The sequence below is a fragment of the Pseudoalteromonas sp. genome (assembly GCF_018402495.1).
Taxonomy (GTDB): Bacteria; Pseudomonadota; Gammaproteobacteria; order Enterobacterales; family Alteromonadaceae; genus Pseudoalteromonas.
The window spans coordinates 497353-516556 of the sequence record NZ_JAGYIU010000003.1; the positions used below are offsets into that span (position 1 = coordinate 497353).

At 41.0% G+C, this 19204-nt stretch carries 12 protein-coding genes and 1 pseudogene; 9 read left to right on the plus strand and 4 right to left on the minus strand.

Annotated features, from left to right (window positions below):
- Positions 1-116 precede the first annotated feature (116 nt).
- Genes KG708_RS12020 through KG708_RS12040 form a run of 5 tightly spaced genes read left to right on the plus strand, consistent with a single transcriptional unit; the run spans position 117 to position 6829 of the window.
- On the plus strand, positions 117-1523 hold the full coding sequence (locus KG708_RS12020; protein ID WP_213610082.1) for a glycerophosphodiester phosphodiesterase family protein: 1407 nt from the start codon (positions 117-119) through the stop codon (positions 1521-1523).
- Between the two features lie 14 nt (positions 1524-1537).
- Complete coding sequence (locus tag KG708_RS12025; RefSeq protein WP_213610084.1) at positions 1538-3856, plus strand: carboxypeptidase regulatory-like domain-containing protein; 2319 nt, start codon at positions 1538-1540, stop codon at positions 3854-3856.
- Between the two features lie 14 nt (positions 3857-3870).
- Positions 3871-4392 carry a hypothetical protein gene (locus KG708_RS12030; RefSeq protein ID WP_213610086.1) on the plus strand — a complete coding sequence of 174 codons (522 nt, stop codon included), beginning with the start codon at positions 3871-3873 and terminating at the stop codon, positions 4390-4392.
- Positions 4343-5626, plus strand: a complete 1284-nt coding sequence (locus KG708_RS12035) for a hypothetical protein (protein ID WP_213610088.1) — start codon at positions 4343-4345, stop codon at positions 5624-5626. The genes KG708_RS12030 and KG708_RS12035 overlap by 50 nt, the downstream gene beginning before the upstream one ends.
- Before the next feature lie 12 nt (positions 5627-5638).
- Positions 5639-6829, plus strand: coding sequence for an ectonucleotide pyrophosphatase/phosphodiesterase (locus KG708_RS12040; protein WP_213610090.1), 1191 nt, complete (start codon positions 5639-5641; stop codon positions 6827-6829).
- Positions 6830-6881: 52 nt separating this feature from the next.
- On the opposite strand, the gene KG708_RS12045 is transcribed toward KG708_RS12040, so the two are convergent.
- Entirely contained in the window at positions 6882-10943 is a 4062-nt protein-coding gene (locus tag KG708_RS12045; protein ID WP_213610092.1) for a DEAD/DEAH box helicase, read from the minus strand.
- 188 nt (positions 10944-11131) lie between these two features.
- On the opposite strand from KG708_RS12045, the gene KG708_RS12050 reads away from it, so the two are divergent.
- A complete protein-coding gene (locus KG708_RS12050; protein WP_213610094.1) occupies positions 11132-12289 on the plus strand; it encodes a benzoate/H(+) symporter BenE family transporter in 1158 nt (385 codons plus the stop codon).
- Between the two features lie 142 nt (positions 12290-12431).
- On the opposite strand, the gene hemH is transcribed toward KG708_RS12050, so the two are convergent.
- Both hemH and KG708_RS12060 read right to left on the minus strand, forming a co-directional pair.
- The gene (hemH, locus tag KG708_RS12055) at positions 12432-13451 is read right to left on the minus strand and encodes a ferrochelatase (protein ID WP_213610096.1); all 1020 of its coding nucleotides are present in this window, start codon (positions 13449-13451) and stop codon (positions 12432-12434) included.
- A 77-nt stretch (positions 13452-13528) separates the two neighbouring features.
- Positions 13529-14866: an HD domain-containing phosphohydrolase gene (locus tag KG708_RS12060; RefSeq protein ID WP_213610098.1), complete on the minus strand. Its 1338-nt coding sequence runs from the start codon at positions 14864-14866 to the stop codon at positions 13529-13531.
- Between the two features lie 232 nt (positions 14867-15098).
- Between KG708_RS12060 and KG708_RS12065 the strand changes: the two genes are divergently transcribed.
- The 3 genes from KG708_RS12065 to KG708_RS12075 are packed head-to-tail and all read left to right on the plus strand — an operon-like array spanning position 15099 to position 17310.
- Positions 15099-15464, plus strand: a complete 366-nt coding sequence (locus KG708_RS12065; RefSeq protein WP_213610100.1) for a response regulator — start codon at positions 15099-15101, stop codon at positions 15462-15464.
- Positions 15461-16036, plus strand: a complete 576-nt coding sequence (locus KG708_RS12070; RefSeq protein WP_213610102.1) for a chemotaxis protein CheC — start codon at positions 15461-15463, stop codon at positions 16034-16036. Before KG708_RS12065 ends, KG708_RS12070 begins: the two co-directional genes overlap by 4 nt.
- A complete protein-coding gene (locus KG708_RS12075; protein WP_213610104.1) occupies positions 16036-17310 on the plus strand; it encodes an ATP-binding protein in 1275 nt (424 codons plus the stop codon). Before KG708_RS12070 ends, KG708_RS12075 begins: the two co-directional genes overlap by 1 nt.
- 191 nt (positions 17311-17501) lie before the next feature.
- On the opposite strand, the pseudogene KG708_RS12080 reads toward KG708_RS12075, so the two are convergent.
- Positions 17502-19104, minus strand: a pseudogene (locus tag KG708_RS12080) (IS1634 family transposase).
- Positions 19105-19204 lie beyond the last annotated feature (100 nt).

A 19204-nucleotide genomic window follows, 5' to 3' on the forward strand; every position in this document is an offset into this window, starting at 1 on the left:
CTTGTATATTATTAATTTTAATTATAATTTTCACTTCAAATTAAGCTGTCATTCATATAACCTGTTAATACACAACTATTCTTTTCAGGGAGTTAAAGCCTTTTGGCTGAGTGAGCATGATGCGTCTTTCAACTTATATCAATATTTTATCAGTCAGCATGTTAGCGATTTTTTTATCTGCATGTAATAGTACTCCTAAAACAGTTGCGACTGATCCTGTATCAGTTAAAGAGCAACAAGCCTTAAGTGCCCGAGCAGACGCTATGGCAGCACGTGGTTTTTACCAAACTCAGTTAGGTAACATTAACTATTTAAGCGAACGCCAATGCAGTAACTTTAATTTGCAAAGCCACCGTGGCTCAATTCGTTACCCCGAAAACTCTTTGAATGCGGTAATTGACGCCATTGATAATAATTTTGATGTAATAGAGATAGATGTACGCCTTACCCGTGATGATGTATGGGTTGTTCATCATGATGCACGCACTGGTCGGGAAACCGGCACTGTGGATAATAAGCAACGTAAAATAGAGTCTATTCGATATGCTAAGGAATGGGGCTTTTTACGCCACAGAGATCAGCAAACGGGGCTGTTAACGGGCGATGTTCCTCCTTCATTTAAAGCGTTGGCCACTACATTTTCCCGTTATCGTAAACCGCATCAAAAATTAAATATTGAAATTAAGTCTCGCGCGTCGGTTGCAGATTTAAAAATGCTCGATTATTTAGCGTATCAATATATAGGTACAAATAATTATTTTTTTAGCAGTTTAGAGCTGCGAAACTTAACGCATTTGCGCGATATTAACCCCGATATTTATATGATGTATATTCAGTCACCTTCAAAGGTATCAATGAATAAGTTGGCCGCAGATTTAAAGCGTGGCGCGCAGAACGATCCTATTTATGAGCGTAACAAAGAGCAGCTAGCGAGTATGCAGTCGTATGCTAATCGTCGTCACCGCGAAACGCGTTATGACCGTCCTGTAAAACTTGACTCGCTGGCACAGCAATTAAAAGGTAATTTTGGCTATGTGTTAGATATTCGCCATTACAAACAAAGTGCTGCGCAGCTAAAACCCAGCGCCAATGCCCGTAAAATTAATATTGCGACGTATTCAATAAATGGCCATGACTACCATGAGCAAAGTTTATTAGCACAAGCAAAGCGATTAAGGCCAGACTCTGTGATTATTGATGACAGCGTATATGGTTTTTGTTCGGTGTTTGGTTTGCCTGCTGTAAAACCTTACCAAGGTACACACCCTATAGCTAAACAAATTGCAAATTTGCCAAACGATTTAGATTTAATGCGTTTAGATGAACTGTCTGCGTATCAGGAAAATCAACTGTATCCTGCTATTGGTGGCCAGTTAAAGTCACTTAATGCTATTTCTTATCGGATCAAGCCGGCAGCTGTTGTACCTGTGCCTAATCTTGAAGTTGGCGCACGCGAGGCTGATGAGAGCTTTAGCTTAGAAACCGATCCTGCTGTTGAGCTTGAACTTCGTAAACAAAAATAATAAGCATATTTTAAATGACAACAACACTAAAACCATTTTGGTGGCGCCTATTACTGCTGCTACTCGCTACTTTATATTTATTACCCGAGGCTATTTTTAACGCGCAGTTAGTGTCGTTAGTCGGCTTAGGAACTCCTTCAACTGAGGATTTAGAACACCTAGAAATTTATGGACGAGCGGTATCTGGGGTTGGCGTTGCATTATTACTTGCTGATTTTTTACCTAAAGCCATGGTGGCAAAAGTAGGCCGCGGTGTTATGTCGTTAATTGCTTTGGTGTGTTTGGTTTGGCCGGTGGTATTTTATGGCCAAAAGTATGCAATCGAAAAAACCTTAATTGAGCCTTCTTCTGCACAGCAGCGACAATTTGCTGTTTATAGCGCGGCACTTAGAGATGCCTTGGCTATTAATTCTATAAAAGTGAATGATTTAAATTATGACACCAATCAGCTTCATAGCTCTGAAAACTTAACCTTTTTAGCGCTTTTTGGCGGTTTGTTATACGGTGATGCGGCATTATCTGACAACCTTGAGCAAGATAAACGAAAAATTATTGCGTCGTTTGTACAAAAAAAGGCATACCAAGACTTTGATAAGCATTATGACGAATATAGCCAACTTTATGATGAGTTAGTGGGGAAATACAAAACATATGCCAGTGGGAGTAAAAAATATAATCAAACATTGGCAGAAATTGATCAGCGCGAGCAAGGTTATTGGCAACAAGTTGAACAGCAAATAAATGATGGCTGGGGCAAGTATCAGCAAGCGCAAAAAGCGCACATTGCTAAAGCCTCAGCACGAGCACAAAAATATGGTCCTAAAATATACGGTTATCATAAGCAAGTAGCTAACTGTTCTGAGCGTTATAAAAAAAGCAGCCAAAAGGATCGCCGTAACCGCTGTTATGAGCGAGCGGGGGCTGATTATCGCAGCGCTATTTTAAAAGCGGGAATTGGCTATATTGAGCCTGATTATTGGCTTATTGTTGAAGATATTTCGGCAACAGAAAATGCAGCCAGTAGTTTGTTAATGGGATTTTTAACTGGTGGCGTTTATACCGCGCTGCAAGCAGCTAGCCTTGCTACAGGTGGTGACGGTGGCATTAAAGATAAGCGTTATAAATACACGGATGACCCTGATCATTATCAATTACGCTTTTTACAACATCCAAAGTTTGCGCAGTTATTTGTTACTGACACGGGATACGAATTTGGTATTGATAATTTAATTACCTTCCGCGCTCATCAAACCACGGCTAAAAAGTTACGCACTCATTTTGCTGCAAAAGGATTAACGCTAAGTAGCCATTGGCGCATTAACGAGCGGGCGCAATTTGCACAGGCCGTTGCCGATAAAGTTACTCATGAGGCAAATAGCCAGTGGCGTAATGAAATGGCTAAACATGGTTTGAGTTTAGCGCCTAATTTGTCGTGGGTGGCGTTTCAGTTACACCCTCAAATACAAGCGAAAATAGCGGACCGAATGGGCGATTTATATGTAAACAATATTCGCGCTGATTGGAACAAAAAAAGTTTTAAAGAGCAGGTGCTAGATCCAAATATTGAAAAACGAACCAATAGATATTTAGCCATGCTAAATAGCGCCGAAGGTAAATTTGTAGATGGTGGTGAGTATGCTGAGTATGGCAAACAAGCATTGCGTTCGGTGATTATTCCGCCTATTTCGATGTCATTGTCGTTATTTTTAATATGCCTTACGTTCAGTAAGTTGCCGCTTAAGCTATGGCAGCTTATTAAGCCTGTTGATACAACACGTAAAAAACACCCTAGTGCTTTACTGCAAAAACTGATTATGCCTGCGATTATTTTAATTGCACCTGTGTTATTTATTAGTAATAGCTTTACTAAAGATGAGCAAAGCCCGGTTAATTACTTTTTGACTAAAGTTGAGGAGTCGAGTAATCCGGTATTTAGTTATGCGATCCGCTGGACTTTACATGCGCAGCCTGTGTTGCATCCGTTAGGGTTGGCATTTGAAGAGACCTTGGGTATTTATGAGCGCTTTACACCGCTTAGTCATGCACTTGCTAAGGTTGATATTTTACGCCACGGTGATGCATCGCTAAGTGCTGAACAACAGCAGCGTAGGCAGTACATGGTAGAGCAAAAAACGAAACTAACCATTACAACTAATGTACCTAATGCAACTATTCGTATTATGAATATTGGCCCTAAATACCGCCCTGGTATGGTGCTTAACGCAAGCAGCTACGATATTCAAATATCGGCTCCTGGTTATAAGACGTATCGGCGTTGGCATCAACTTGATGCCGGTGAGTACACTCTTTCTATCGCGCTAAACGCACAGTAATTTTTAGGAATAAGATGCAACATTGTCAAAATACTATTTATGCTAACGATCACTACTGTTGTGATTGTGGGGATATTTTAATGCAAAAGCGTGAGTTACTTACTGCTGAAGATATACATCCGCAGTTGCTCGATGAAGTTAAACAGCAGTCACCTGATAGTGAAGTGATCACTGGGGTGATCAAATCAATGTATTATTACAAGCGTCGTTATGTGAGTCGAACCGATAATATGCTGTATGGTTTTTGGTGGTTGGCTGTTGAGGACAAAAATGGTTTAGTCCATGAGTTTAATATTGACGCTGAGAAAGACGTGCTTGCTAATTTAAAAAAAGGCGATGTGATCAGTGCTTTTCAAACTAAGCCATTAGTACTCACCCATAGTTTTGCAAGTAATGACGCCAAGGATGTGGTAAAAAACAATCGATTCATCCCCATAGTTATTGCACACTTAGAGCAAAGCCAGCATCGCTGTTGGGATAAAACAATTGACCGTAATTATACCGGTGGCACCGTGGCATGGTTGGTTGGTTGTTAGTTTGATTATGCTTGGTTGCTTACTGGGCTTTACGCCACTTACATTTTTGCCTGCAGCTATGGTTACCTTGCCGGTGTTAATTGGTCTATTTATGTATGAGTACAAATATCATAAAAAGGCTAAAGCGCGAAAAGAAGCTCATTATGATGCCATATTTGCAGCCTCAGAGACGCTATTATCAACGAGCAAATATCAATTAGGTTATCATTTACAAATGCGCGAACCGGCTAAATCAGATGTTATTTGTTTTAGTTGCCAGCAACGAATTAGCCAAGATGCGGCACATTGCTATTGCTGCGGTGTAAAGCAAGCGGTATTAGACGTACCTAAAGCATCCGCCGCCGAGGATGAGGCAACCTTAGTCGGTGCCACTAAAAATGAAATCGCTACCTTAACTAAGTCGGTAACGATTGCCGATTTAGAGCAAGCATTGATGTTGGAATACAGTGGTGATTATCAAACCGATTATATGCATAAAAATGTGCTGGGTCGCGATGAGAAAGGGCATATTTTTCACCGCGCTATTTTAGGTAAGGTGATAGATAAAGATCAGCGCTCAAACACTCTACAAACTCAGCAAGCGATCACCACGACTGAAACTACGCGCGTTTATCGTGGTGGTCACCATGTTAATACTTATGAAGAAAAAACGACTGAGATACATAGACAGCGTAATACCTCACTTAAAGGGGAGATTATGCTAGAGACTAGCGATGGCAGCCCTTATATGTTTTATGCGGGAGAGGACTTACTTGGCTCTGTGGATGTTGGCGATTGGCTTTTTTACGCTTATAGCCAAGTTGATACGACTCGGTACAATTCTTATTATCGAGAGTATGCTTACAATATTAGTAAAGATAGATGTTATTCAACAAATACGGTAACCAACTTTGGTATGCTTTATGGCTATAACATGATGGTATTACTTGGTTTGGTGGCCGCTGGAGTAACGTGGTATTTAGATTCAGAGGATTTTTATCCTTTGTTGAATACGATGTTACCAGAGTCATTAATTATTAAATTACAAAATTACCCTGATATTGTTCAACATTTAGATATGCTACCTATGGCTTTATACGGCTTGATATGTGTTGTATCAATGGTGTTAGCGTGTATTTATAGCATGCGAAATGCCGCTAAATTACGTAAAAGTGTTAGCAAGTTAACCTTGATGATCACACAATTTAAAAATAACTATGCTAGCGTGCTTGAGCAAATTAAAAAACTAACTTAATTAGGAATGACTATGCGTTTAATGCTTGTTGTAATGCTGCTATTGGTAAGTCCTTTTGTAAAGGCCGCCAAAGAGCAAACAGTGGTTATGATTTCTATTGATGGCTTGCGTTGGGACTATATCGAAAAACACGGTGCCCCCAATTTAAAAGCTATGGGGGAGCAAGGTGTGAGAGCACAAAAAATGCTGCCAGTATACCCATCGAAAACGTTTCCTAATCATCTTTCTATTATCACCGGTTTATTGCCTGTTAATCATGGCATTGTTGATAATAAATTTTGTGATAAAGCACGTAACAACGAATGTTACAGCATGGGGAAAGGGCTTAAAGATAGCACCTGGCTAAGCGGTACGCCCTTGTGGAATTTAGCGAAAATGCAAGGTTTAAAAACCGCTGTTTATTTTTGGCCTGAATCGGATGCGCGCTTTAATGGTATGACCCCCGATTACTATTATCATTACTCTAAAAGCGGTGATTACCAAGACCGAGTTGATCAAATTATTCAGTGGCTTAGTTTACCTAAAGCACAGCGTCCGCGTTTTGTAGCGAGCTATTTTTCGTTGGTTGACAGTATGGGGCACAAATATGGGCCAGATGCGGTGCAAACTCGCGATGCCGTTAAACAACTAGATGCGCTTATGGGGCAGTTACACACGCGTTTAAATCAGTTAGGGCAAGAGATCAATTTAGTGATTGTCTCAGATCATGGTATGGCGCAGGTTGATCCCGAGAAAAGCATTGTGGTTAATAGTTTGCCAAAAGATGATAATTTTATGGTTGTTAATACCGGACCTCGCTTACTTATTTACACTAAAGCTGATGCAGTAAATGCAGATGTAGCTGCATATAAAGTACGATTAAATGCGGCGGCTAAAGGGCGCTATACGGTACTTACCGATGAACAGCTTGCAGGTTATCATTATAATAAAGGTAGCCGAGTGGGTGATATTATAGTGCAAACCACAGCGCCTGCGGTGTTTACTGATGCAGGAAAAGCGCCTTACTTAGGAACGCATGGTTATGCATATACTGACGATATGGCCGCTGCATTTATTGCCACGGGGCCTGCTTTTGAGAAGGGGCTAAATATAGAATACGTTAATAGTTTAGATATTTATCCTGTACTTGCTAAGGTAATGGGGTTAAAACTGTTAAGTAAAACCGACAGCGATGGCAAAAGCTTAATGCCTGCGGTGAAATAAAAAATTATTAATACAGCAGTGTGCTTGCTTAAAAGCACACTGCTTTAAAAACCTACATTTCGCTGTTACTCAATAGCGCCAATAATTGCTCTTTAGACATTTGCCCTGCATCGCCGCTGCCGGCGAGTACTTTATCTGCGAGTGCTTGTTTATGTTCGTGCAATTGCAGGATTTTTTCTTCAATGGTATTTTGTGCGATCAACCGGTACACAGTCACGGGGCGTGTTTGCCCTAGGCGGTGCGCGCGATCAGATGCTTGTTGTTCAACCGCAGGGTTCCACCACGGATCCAGATGCAGCACATAATCAGCCGCCGTTAAATTAAGCCCTGTGCCGCCAGCTTTTAAGCTGATCAAAAATAGCGGTGCATGACCTGCTTGAAATTTATCGACTTGTTGTTTGCGTTTGTGTGTACTCATGCTGCCATCAAGGTAACAATAATCGATGCCGCGTTTTTGTAAGCGTTTTTCAAGTAGTTTTAATACATCGACAAATTGGCTGAAAATCAGCGCTTGGTGGTTGTTCTCTAGTAATTCTTCAATAATCGCTTGTGCGGTGTCGAGTTTACTCGATGGTAACTTGCTGTTTTCTAATAACAACTGCGGGGCAATACACGCGCGGCGTAATTTAGTTAATGACGCTAAGATGCTAATGTATTGGCTGTCTTTTTGATTGGCTTGTTCAAGCGCGTTTAAACGGGTTGCTTCGTACAGTGCTTGCTCTTTTTCACTTAATGCAAAAGTTAAGTTTATTTCGGTTTTCTCAGGTAACTCGGTCAATACTGTTTGTTTGGTACGGCGCAGGATAAATGGCGCGATCAGGGTTTTTAGGGTGTCGGCTTGTTGTTGGTTTTTATCGGCGTTACCAAAGCGCTTTTTAAATACGGGCAGGGTGTGTAAAAAGCCTGGCATTAAAAAGTTAAACAAGCTCCACAGTTCTCCTAAATGGTTTTCGATGGGCGTGCCAGAGAGCGCAATTTTAAATTGGCCATTAAGTGCAAAGGCGGCTTTAGCGCGTAAGCTCAAGGGGTTTTTAATGGCTTGTGCTTCATCAAAGACAATAGTAGCAAAAGAACATTGCGCCAGTTGTTCTCCAATCAGCGGCAGTAAACCATAACTGACGATCACTAAATCGTGTTTACCAGCTGTTGCGATAATATCAGCGCATGCCGCGGCGTTTTCGATGATTTTTACATTCAAGGTGGGTGTAAATCGCTCGGCTTCGACTTGCCAGTTATGACATACTGATTTTGGCGCAACCACCACACTGGCACCTAAACTACTGCGCATGTGTAACACGGTTAAGGTTTGTAAGGTTTTACCCAGCCCCATGTCATCGGCTAAACACGCATTGAGTCCCCAGTTGGCCAGTTGCATCAGCCATTTAACCCCAACAACTTGATAGTCTCGTAAAATGTGGACTAAATGTGCAGGCAAGGTAGGGTCGATAGTTTGCTCAAATTTAGCTAAACGGGTTTTCCAGCTTTCGCCAAATGTGACATCACCTAAGTCGGCAATTGTTTTATGTAATGGCAGGGCGCGAGCATTTGCAATTCTGAGTTCATCGCTTGGGTTTTGTTTATCAAGGGATTGCATCCCTTCTAAACGATTTAACAGCTTAGTTAAACGCTGATCCAATAATAATGAATGACCTTGGGAAAATTCTAAAATGCTGCCACGGCGCGGGGCTTTAAGCAGGGTTTGTAATTCGTATACTTGGCCACTGGGCAATGAAAGCGTGCCACTGACACTTAACCAGTCATTATCATCATTGAGGTTAAGCGACAAGTGCTGGCTTTTAGCTACTTTCATGTTTTGGCTTGTTTCGTCCCAACTTAAAACTAAAGACTGCGCTTTTTGTGCCGCTTCAAGTCGCTCAATTGCTTGGCTTATATCTTGAGGTAAATAAAACTGCTGTTGAATTTGATTATGTTGCGGTGATTGCCGATCAGCAAATACGCCGGCCATATTTTTGAGTAATTGTTTAAACGCTTTTTGCTCTGCTTTTAAATCTCGTTTAATAACAATACTGTTGGTTTGATCATCATTAATATGTGTGAGTGTCAAAGCTCCCATACCGGGTTCAACCCATGGGCCATCTACGCCGTTTGGCATGGCATAAAAATTAATGTTGATCCCTAATTGGGTAAGCGCTAACACTGCGGCAAATTCACATAAACCTTGGCGCACGTTGTTGATATGGGCAAACTCGGTACGTTGGCTGCTAATGTGATGCTCGTTAGCCAGTACGTGTAATGCGGCATTTAGTTGTGGCAGTTTTTCTTCGGTTAAATTATTAGGTTGTTGCTCTAATAATTGCAGTAATTTTAGCTGTTTTTCATCAATGGCGAATACTTGGTAACAGTTCGCATGGCTGTGGGTAAGTAAAAAGTCATTGTTTACATCGCTGATGCTCGGTTGCATTACTAGGCGATAGCAATTATTGGTGTCTTGCGCAATTTCAATGACAAACTCGCCTTTTATCAGCTTAAGTGGTTGTCCTTTATGATCTTCAAGGTCTTTAAACCCTGTTAGTGCGTGTAATACCGCAGCCGTTGCGCGTATGTCGTGATGACCAAAACCCACATTTGTAGTGAGCATTTGTATTAAGTTACGATCGGCGCTGGTTAATGCATCTTGATAAGGATTATAAGTAAGTTCTAGAGTGTTTACTTTACGGCCTTTGGTCCATTCGCCTTTTGTATTGAGTTGCTGTACTTTTGCCTTAATGAGCGGTGAATCTAAATGGGTTAAATCCAGTTGCCATATGATTCGTTGCTGCGCAGTGGGTGTATCAATTTGGCTAATATCATTAAGCCAACGTTGCCACTGAGGGACGCGGGTAAAATGTTGTAATAAACCCGTGTTAGGTAATGGGGTGTCATCGCTAAGCCAATTAATTAAGTGTTGGCATTGCTCAGCTAACCAGTGTTGATGCGCACTTATTGCGCTATTGAGCTGTTTTAACAGTTCGGTATCGCCCCTTAGATGGTTTACCTGTTCGTCTGTGGCGTTTTTAATAATTGCCAGCAATAAACAAAATAATGGCGCTAATGCATTCGGGTTACTAAGTAGATTATTTAAGCTGTTGCTTAAATCATGGTTTTGATAGGTAGCTAAATTATCTTCCAGCAAATAATCAATCGCTTGGCTTGTGTGGCTTAATTCCCCTAGATTTTTTCGATACCATTTTCGACACGTATTGAGTTGTTTAATATCCGCTGCGGTCGCACTAATAAATAGACATACAGTATATAGTAATCCGGTGATCTCACTCGGGTAGATGCCTTTGCCAAAATTTTTTCTAAATGCGGTTAAAGCGCTTTTATATTGTAGCAAAGCAACATCAATACACTCACCCTTGATGGCATTGGTATTTGCTTCATAAAAAGTGGCTAAAACACAGTCTCTTTTATCGTTTAACAATTCAGCAAAATTATTTTTTTGTAATAATATGGCTAAATTCTCATTCAGATAAATGCGTTTTTTAAGCTCAGTTGCAGGCAATGTTTTGGCAATCAAATTTGGCCATGCATGCTCACTGGTGAGGTTGAAAAATTGACCGCGGATAAAGTCATCCAAGCAAAGCTGTTGCCATTGCTCAGGTAGGCATTGCCATAATTGTTCGCTGTATGGTGATTGCGCTAGCAAGTTAACAAAATGTCTATCAAGCTCAAATGATAAATCACCGGACAGCGGCTTTTTTCCGCTTTCGGCGCGATTAATATCATTAAATAGCAGAAGCAAAAAGCGCATGGCTTTATCGTGGTAATAAAGGTTTCTTTTAGACTCGGTTAAAAAAGCATGCAATAAAACGTGCTGGTGTTTTATAACATTTATAGCAACATAAGCAACAGCGTTAACTGATATATAAAAGCTTGTTCTGTAGGAGAGCTTCGAAATTAAATTTTTAGATTCGAGGTGGTTAGCGTATTTAGCGACTTCAGCTCGAGAAAACGAATAGCCTTTTTTAATGTGGCGATAAAGACGTGAAGTGACCTGTTCAACAGAGCCCTCATAGCCGTACGATGAGCCATTTATTATCAGTGCGAGTAAGACACACAGTTGTTTTTGGTCGTCATCAGTTGTGGCGGGCGGCAAAGTGCTTAATGGCATAAAATTTATAATTAAAGTCGCTAATAATTGCAGCCAGTATAGGTTTCAGCTGAGGGAGTTACAACTAATAAAGAGTGCCCAAAAGGTCGCGATTAGGAGTTGTTAAACTTGAAAGGTCAACAGACCTTAGTTGCAAAGTATAAAGAGGCAAAGTATGTTGTAACGCCAATTTATTAAAAGAGAAAAGTATGGCAGGGACTGATCAGTTACTTAGTCGCATTATGGCAGGGCTTGTTGCGGTTATTATTGGTTTTTCAAGTTCTATCGCATTGATTTATCAGGTAGTGATCACATTAGGTGGCACAGCTGAACTCGTGGCAAGCTGGATATTGATGCTAGGGCTAGTAATGGGTATTACGTCGATTGCGTTGTCGCTTTATTACAAGGTGCCTATTTTAATTGCATGGTCGACCACCGGTGCTGCGCTACTCATTTCTAGTGCACAAGGGTACAGCCTAAATGAAGCAATCGGTGCTTTTATGCTATCAGCCTTGTTGGTATTGGTGTCTGGTGTTACGGGGTGGTTTGCAAAAATAATGAACCGCATTCCCAGTGAGTTGGCCTGCGCCATGTTAGCAGGGGTACTCGTTACATTTGGCATTGATGTATTTAATTTTATGAACGATATGCCCTTGGTGATTGGTTTAATGGTGGTGGTGTACTTTATTGGCAAGCGCTTTTTTGCTCGTTTTGCAATGCTTAGTGTGTTGTTAGCGGGTATATTTTTAGCCTGGTATATGGGAAATATTAACCCCAGCGCAGTGTATTGGCAGGCAAGTAGTTTTACTTATATTGCGCCAAGCTTTAGTTTACAGGCATTTATAAGTATAAGTATTCCTTTGTATATTGTGACTATGACCTCACAAAACTTACCCGGCTTTGCTATTTTAAAGGCACATAACTATGAGGCGCCTATATCATCGTCATTAACTGTGACCGGGTTAATAAATTTAGTAACGGCACCATTTGGTACATATTCTATTAATTTAGCAGCTATAACGGCTGCTATTTGTATGAGCGATGAGGCTGATAAAAATCCCGATAAACGTTACTGGGCGAGCGTTGCCGGCGGCGTGTTTTACATTATTATGGCGTTATGTGCGGCGATGTTAGTAGCGATTGTAGCAAGCCTGCCACAAGCATTGGTATTAGCATTGGCAGGTATTGCACTGTTTGGTACTATTGCAAATAGTTTGCAACAGTCTTTACACAGTCCCGAATATACTGAGGCGGCAATTATTACCTTTTTAGTCACTGCCTCAGATTTAACGCTTTGGTCAGTCGGCTCTGCGTGTTGGGGTATCATTGCAGGGGCAATTACTTTAATGGTAACCCGTAAGAGCTAAGAGCAGCTTTTAGTTATCAGCCGTCAGAGAAGTGATACAAGATAAAGCGCGAGATAAACTCACGCCTACAGGCAACCACCGCGCTTGGCTAATCTTTTGCTGATCGCTTACAGCTAAAACCTAACCGCTGCTCTTCCCGTTTTTATAGCATTGGTTTTAATACATCAAACATGGCGTCTATGTGATCGTCACGGTCGTTTAATGCGGCTATGTAACGGTACTTTTCGCCGCCAGCATGTTCAAAAATCTCTCTGTTTTCACCTTCTAATTCTTCAAGCGTTTCGAGGCAGTCGGCGCTAAATGCAGGGCTGATAATAGCCACATCTTTAATGCCTTCACTGGGTAAACTTTCGAGGGTTGCGTCTGTGTATGGTTTTAGCCATTCAGCTTTACCAAAACGACTTTGGAAAGTGGTAATAACTTTGTCTTTGTCTAGGCCTAACTTTTCAACTACCAAGCGGGTGGTTTGTTGGCACAAGCAATGATACGGGTCACCATTATCTAAAAACTGTTTAGGCATGCCATGGTACGAAAACACCATTTTTTGTGGCATACCGTGTTTTTCTAAATCTTCACTAATGCTATTGGCCAGTGACTCAAGATATGCAGCGTTTTTGTGATACCCATTTATAAAGTGTAGCTCTGGCACCCAGCGCCATTTTTTTAATACATTAGCCACTGCATCAAACGTTGAGCCTGTGGTTGGGCTTGAATATTGTGGGTAAAGTGGCAATACAATAATGCGGGTTAAGCCTTTATCTCTGAGCTCTTCAAGGCCCGCTTCGATGGATGGATTACCATAACGCATTGCCATAACCACTTCGGTATTGGTATAGCCATGTTGTTTTAATAGCGTGTTTAATTTAAGGCTTTGCTGGCGTGTAATATGGGTAAGCGGCGAGCCGCTTTCGGTCCATATGCTTTTGTATAATTTAGCTGAGCGTTTTGGACGAATGCGTAAAATAATGCCATGCAAGATGATCATCCAAATAATACGAGGAATTTCAACAATGCGCGGATCAGATAAAAACTCGCGTAAGTAAACACGCAACGCACTTGCTGTTGGGGCATCGGGACTGCCTAAATTGGTCAGTAATATTCCTGTTTTTTGGTTAAAACGCCCGTCGTGGGGATTGTCGGTAACGGCAGAAAATCGCGACACGTTGTGCTCCTTCAAGCAAAGTAATTAGAAGTAACTATTAGGCTTAGTATAACGGATAAAAGAGTATATTAGATCAATCATTTAGCCAATTTAACCATAATTCTAAATGGGGTTGGCTTTTTGGCTTCAAGTTGTTGTAGTTTGGCTATCGATTTAGCATTAAAAATATGTTCTTTGGGTAAAAGCATAATACCTGTATGACTGTGCATAGCGTTTGCCAGAATCATGTTTTCTTTAAGTTCTTGTGCGCTAATAATTTTTATAGAGCCAATTGAGCTGTCAGAGGCAATGAGTTTAGCGTGACTGGCTACAAGTGCCTCTACAATGCGCGGGTGATATAAGTTGCCACTTTGATCTTTGATATGAACGAGTGCAAATTCGTGGCGTTTTTTTGTGGTGAGTAAGGGATCACTTTGCTCGTAACTCTCCCAATAGTCGCGAGAAACACTCAATACCATGGCGCCAATAGGAATATCATTTTTAGCAAGCCCTTTAGGAATACCATTGCCATTGTAACGTTCAAATTGATGATAAATTGCATCCGATACATCGCTTAAGTGGATTGCGGGCATAAGCATTAATTGCGACATACTTGGGTGTGTGTAAAACGCTTTTCGCTGAGCTTCGTTGAGTTTGTTAATAGGCTTGTTATAAAGCTCAGGATCCATGGCAAGTAAACCGATTTGAGCCAAATACCCTGCAATAGGGGCAAGTTCAATGCTTTTTTCAGATATATTGAGGTAGCGTGCAATTTGAGTACATGTACCGGCTATGTTTTCTGCTCGTTTACCATCGAGGTAAGGGTTTGCATTAATAAAGTTATAGAGTAATTCGACAGTTGATTTATGCTCGTTTTTTTCTCGTTCATTTGCTATTTCAAGTTTTTTCAGCACGCTTCTGATTTGGTTTGTGCGCTTGTCGACCAGTTGCTCTAAATTACTGTTTAGCTCTTTTAATTGTTGATTTTGTAAATTGACATGTGCTTGTAAAATTTCATTTTGCTTTTTTAATCTAAATCTTTCGACCGCTGATTTTATAACACTGATTAAGTGATCATTTTGCCAAGGCTTTTGCACATAAGCATGAATACCGCCTTCGTTAACGGCGGTGATTGTTGACTCTAAATCTGAGAAACCAGTTAACAGAATACGCTGCGTATCGGGGGCGATTTTTTTTGCTTGAGCTAAAAATTCAGCACCACTCATTTGTGGCATACGCATGTCGCTTATTACAACGTCAAATTGTTTTTTTTGCATTTTTTCAAGCGCATCATGACCGCTTGTCGACACATTGACATCAAATTTATATTGGCGTAGCAAACGGACTAAAGACTTAAGCACATTCGCTTCATCATCTAAGCATAATATACTGGGCGACTGTTGATTTAGTTTTTTAATTCCGTCTATATCTTGCATTACAAAACGCCAATAAAAAAGTCTATGTTTAAATTTAGTCTAAGGGCAGTATGTAAACAACTCTTTTGTTAGGAATTATTAATTTTTATTGATTATAAAGTACGACATTGTTGGCTAAATGATTTAATTTTAAAGTTAATGGTCAGGCGGTTATTGCTCAATCGTTCTTTTGCGCAAAACATAAAGAGCATCTATATTTTAAAGTAATATTCTTAGCTTATGTGAGAGTCTAATGGCAATACCAATAACAATTGCAGACGATTCAGCGTTGTCTCGAAAAACCATTCGCAGAGTGCTCCCAGCTGATTGGGATGTAACCGTTCATGAGGCAAAAAATGGCGTTGAGGCGCTAGAGGCAGTAAACAATGGCTTAGCCGAGGTGCTATTTTTAGATTTACAAATGCCACAAATGAATGGCTATGAGGTGTTACACGAACTGCATGATAAACATAAAAAAACAATTGTTATTGTTATAAGTGCTGATATACAACCCGAAGCGCAGGCGCTGGTTAATTCTTTAGGCGCATTTAGGTTTTTAAAAAAGCCTATATCTGCTGAGGAGCTCAGTGATACGTTACAAGAGGTTGGATTATTATGATTACCCTAAGCGAAGAGGAGCAAGATGCGTTACAAGAAATAATGAATATTTCTATGGGGCAGGCGGCGGATGCACTGGCCCGCTTAATTCAGACAAAGGTTGCGTTGTCTGTACCGGCTATTGAAGCGTTGTCGCCTGAGGCGTTTCAGGGCATGCTTGAGGGGTTAAAAAGTAGTTGGTCTGCTAGGCAGTCATTTGTTGGTTCGATTCGGGGTGAGGTTATAACGAGTATTCAAAAAGAAGGGTGTGAAGCCCTTGCCGATATTATGGACTTTGATTTACCTCTAGATAAAGCGGCAACAGAAGAGCTAGTGCTAGAGGTAACTAATATATTGTCAGGCGCCTGTTTACAAGGTTTTACCAGCCAATTGGAGTTAACCACCCAGTTAAATATGCCAGCTTTTTATTACCCTGAAAATGCAATAAAAAACATAGATTGGTCATCGGTTTTAGTTATAGAAGTCGACTTTAAAATAGAGCACATGAAGTTTGATGCGCGTGTACTTATTGGTCTTAGCGAAGGCTCTATTGAACAAGCGCTCATTCCTATACGCGCCTTACTGGAGGAGTGATGGACGAGGTAGAGTTTGAGCGCGTTATACAGCAAATGCCAATGGGTGCTTGTATCATAAATGAACAGTGTATAATCACTTTTACCAACTCTGCTTTTTTTGGAGGGCTAACCACCCGAAACGATCATTTAACGGGGCAAAATCTACTCACAATTTTTGCTGAACAAGCACGCTTTTTAAAACGTAAAATAGACAGTGTTTTTGTATTAAAAAATCCTAGTTTTAGTTACTGGCAACAGCGTCCTCATGTATTTCCCATGCGCAGTACTCGGCCAATCACTGGCGATGAGTCGCAAATGTATCAAAACGTACAATTTATGCCTATTATTAATCACAATGGCGATGTAGGCCATGTGTGTATTGTGGTGACAGACGTTACCGCCGAAGCGAGTTATTTTATGCAGCAAACGGCATTAAAAAATGAGCTTGAACGTGATCATAAAAAACTTAAGCAATTGCATGATGAACTTAAAACTGCGCAAAAACAAATGCTGCAATCTGAAAAAATGGCGTCAATTGGTCAATTGGCTGCGGGGGTTGCACATGAAATTAACAACCCTATTGGTTTTGTGCGCTCTAATTTAGAAACGCTCAATGATTACATGGATAAATTAATAAAAACGAATGAAACACAAAAAAAAATCATCTCAAAACAAGCCGAACCACGATTTATAGCGCTACTTGACGATGTATACGAAAAAAACGGTATTGCATTTATTTGCGAAGATTTACCTGAATTAGTCGAGGAGTCGTTAGAGGGGACTGAGCGGGTACGTAAAATTGTAAATGGGTTACGTGATTTTGCATCACCGGATAATGAAACTTGGTGCGAAGTGAATTTAAGTGCAGAAATAGGCTCAGCATTAATCGTGCTCGAAAATGAAATAAAATACAAAGCAACAACTGCGGTCACCTTACCTGAGGAAGATATTGTTTTTTGGGCAAAGCCCAGTGCCATTAGGCAGTTATTGTTTAATACGATGATCAATGCGCTGCATGCAATGCAACCTATGGGGGTGTTAAGTATTGAATGTGGTTATAATAATAAAGATATTTTACTGAGTATATCTGATACAGGGTGTGGCATAGAGCCTGATGATTTGGCGCGAATTTTTGACCCTTTCTTTACCACCAAAGACGTAGGAAAAGGCACTGGGTTGGGGTTGTCTGAGGTGTATGCTACAGTGCAAGAGCATCAAGGAGAAGTAAACGTAACAAGTGAACTTGGTAAAGGCACCTGTTTTGAATTTACTTTTAAAGCCGATTTGCGGTAATTTTGGTTAGGATCTGTTGACCTTTCAAGGTTAAACAGGCGCTGCCCTTCGGGTCCTGCCTAAGGGCGATTAAACCGCTCCTAGTTTGAACAAATTGTAATCCGCAAAGGTCAACAGGCTCTAAAGTTATTCTTTAAAATATAACAATAGACTTTTATTCTGTCGGATCTAACCGGTATTCCGCACCCATTTTAAGAATAAATTTTCTGGTACTTTTCACCTAAGCAATCAATGATGGTCTGATTACGCGTTTCTAAATTGGCTACCAATGCCGTTTTGTCTGGTAAATATATAACCGCTATTCCTTCAAAGCATTGGAATACCCAACGCGCTGTAGGCCGCTGCTCGGGTTTGTACTTCATACTTGGGAAGTAGCAATTTTTCTCGACTAAGGTTGTACGAATTTGATGCTCTAAGCCCGCATATACCATTAAGCAGCAGGTCATCACCATCAATAGCGCTTCAATACGCTCCGGTTTTTTAAGATAAATGGCGCTCGTTAAGAAGTCGGGGCTTTTAAGAAGCGAAAGCCTTTTTCAACATTCTGTTGGGCTTTGTAACTGCTCAGCAAGCTTGCCATATCAAGCCCCTCACTGACATCATTGGTGGCAATAATGAACAGTCCAAGTTGTTCTAAAGCGCTTTGCCGCGAGGCTAGAGGTGTGTATAAATTGCCCGTGATTTGATACTCAATGCGTGTTGGTAACTCGCCTAACTTAGGTCGTCCGGCACTCGCATAAACAGCGACTTCTGTTACTTGCGCGTTGACATTACATACCGCTTGCTTGTCTTGCCATTTTATAAGGGCGGTTTGCGCATCTTGTGCGCAGGCAAAGCGTTGTTGGCCTAACAGTTTGAAGTCTTTTCGCGCTTGCTCGCCCGCTTTTAACATGCGCTTGTTCAAATTGTGTTGCTCACGCTTGTAAGCTTGTTCACTGCGAATAAGTAGCCACTTTTGTTTGACACCACCATACTCGCTGTCATAACTGACGCCTTCATAACCTTGAGAAATAGGTGTAAACATCAAGGTTGGAGCTTGTTTGATCAGTGCCTTCGCTTCTTTGAGTGTTTGCGGTACGCGAGTAATAAATAATTGGCCTTGCGCGTCTAAATCCTCAATCGTTTCTTTCACATAAAGCGCAGCATCCGCCACTAAATAACGGCTCGCTTGCGCGGCTTTTAAACTGCCAATATGCGCTTTTACAATCTGCTTGAAACCCTCCATATCATTACTGTTGCCACTGGCCGGTTTCATGTATACGGGGATCCCAGACTGATTCTCACATATAAGATTTAATATCACTTGATTAAGCTCAGGTCGATGATCGCGTGAATAACCTCTGGCTATACGAATGTGCCTCGGCTCATCGTCCTCAGTGGCTTGACCATCATAATGGAAACTTGTCGAGTCAAGATGCAAAGCTTCAGTTGCCAAACCAAGCTTAGTAACAACGGCTTCGCCTAACTGTTGATACAAGTTGGAAACACCATATTCGTACAAACTATCTAAGCATCGTCCTAGCGCATCATCGTTAATATGCTCAGGTAACACGCCTTCACCAATGAGCCGGTCGACAGGCTTGTTTCTGAAGTATTCGCTATACATATGTAAGGTTCGGCCAGTAAAGCCAAGACCATTTAAGACCATTGCAGTCACCAGTTGGCCACAACTGATTTTACGCTCGGGAGCCGCGCCCCTAAAGCCTTATCAATAATATCAGCAAAACCAAGACTATGACAAAAACCAGCGACGAGACCATGGTGGTCGAGTATTTTAGAATAAGGAACAGGCATAATATTGTGCTCTCAAAAGAGAGTAATAGATCAAAACTCGGGATCGGCGTCAAGAAGTTTTTTTAACAAAAGGCAAAATCATGCTCAGTTATTGAACGAT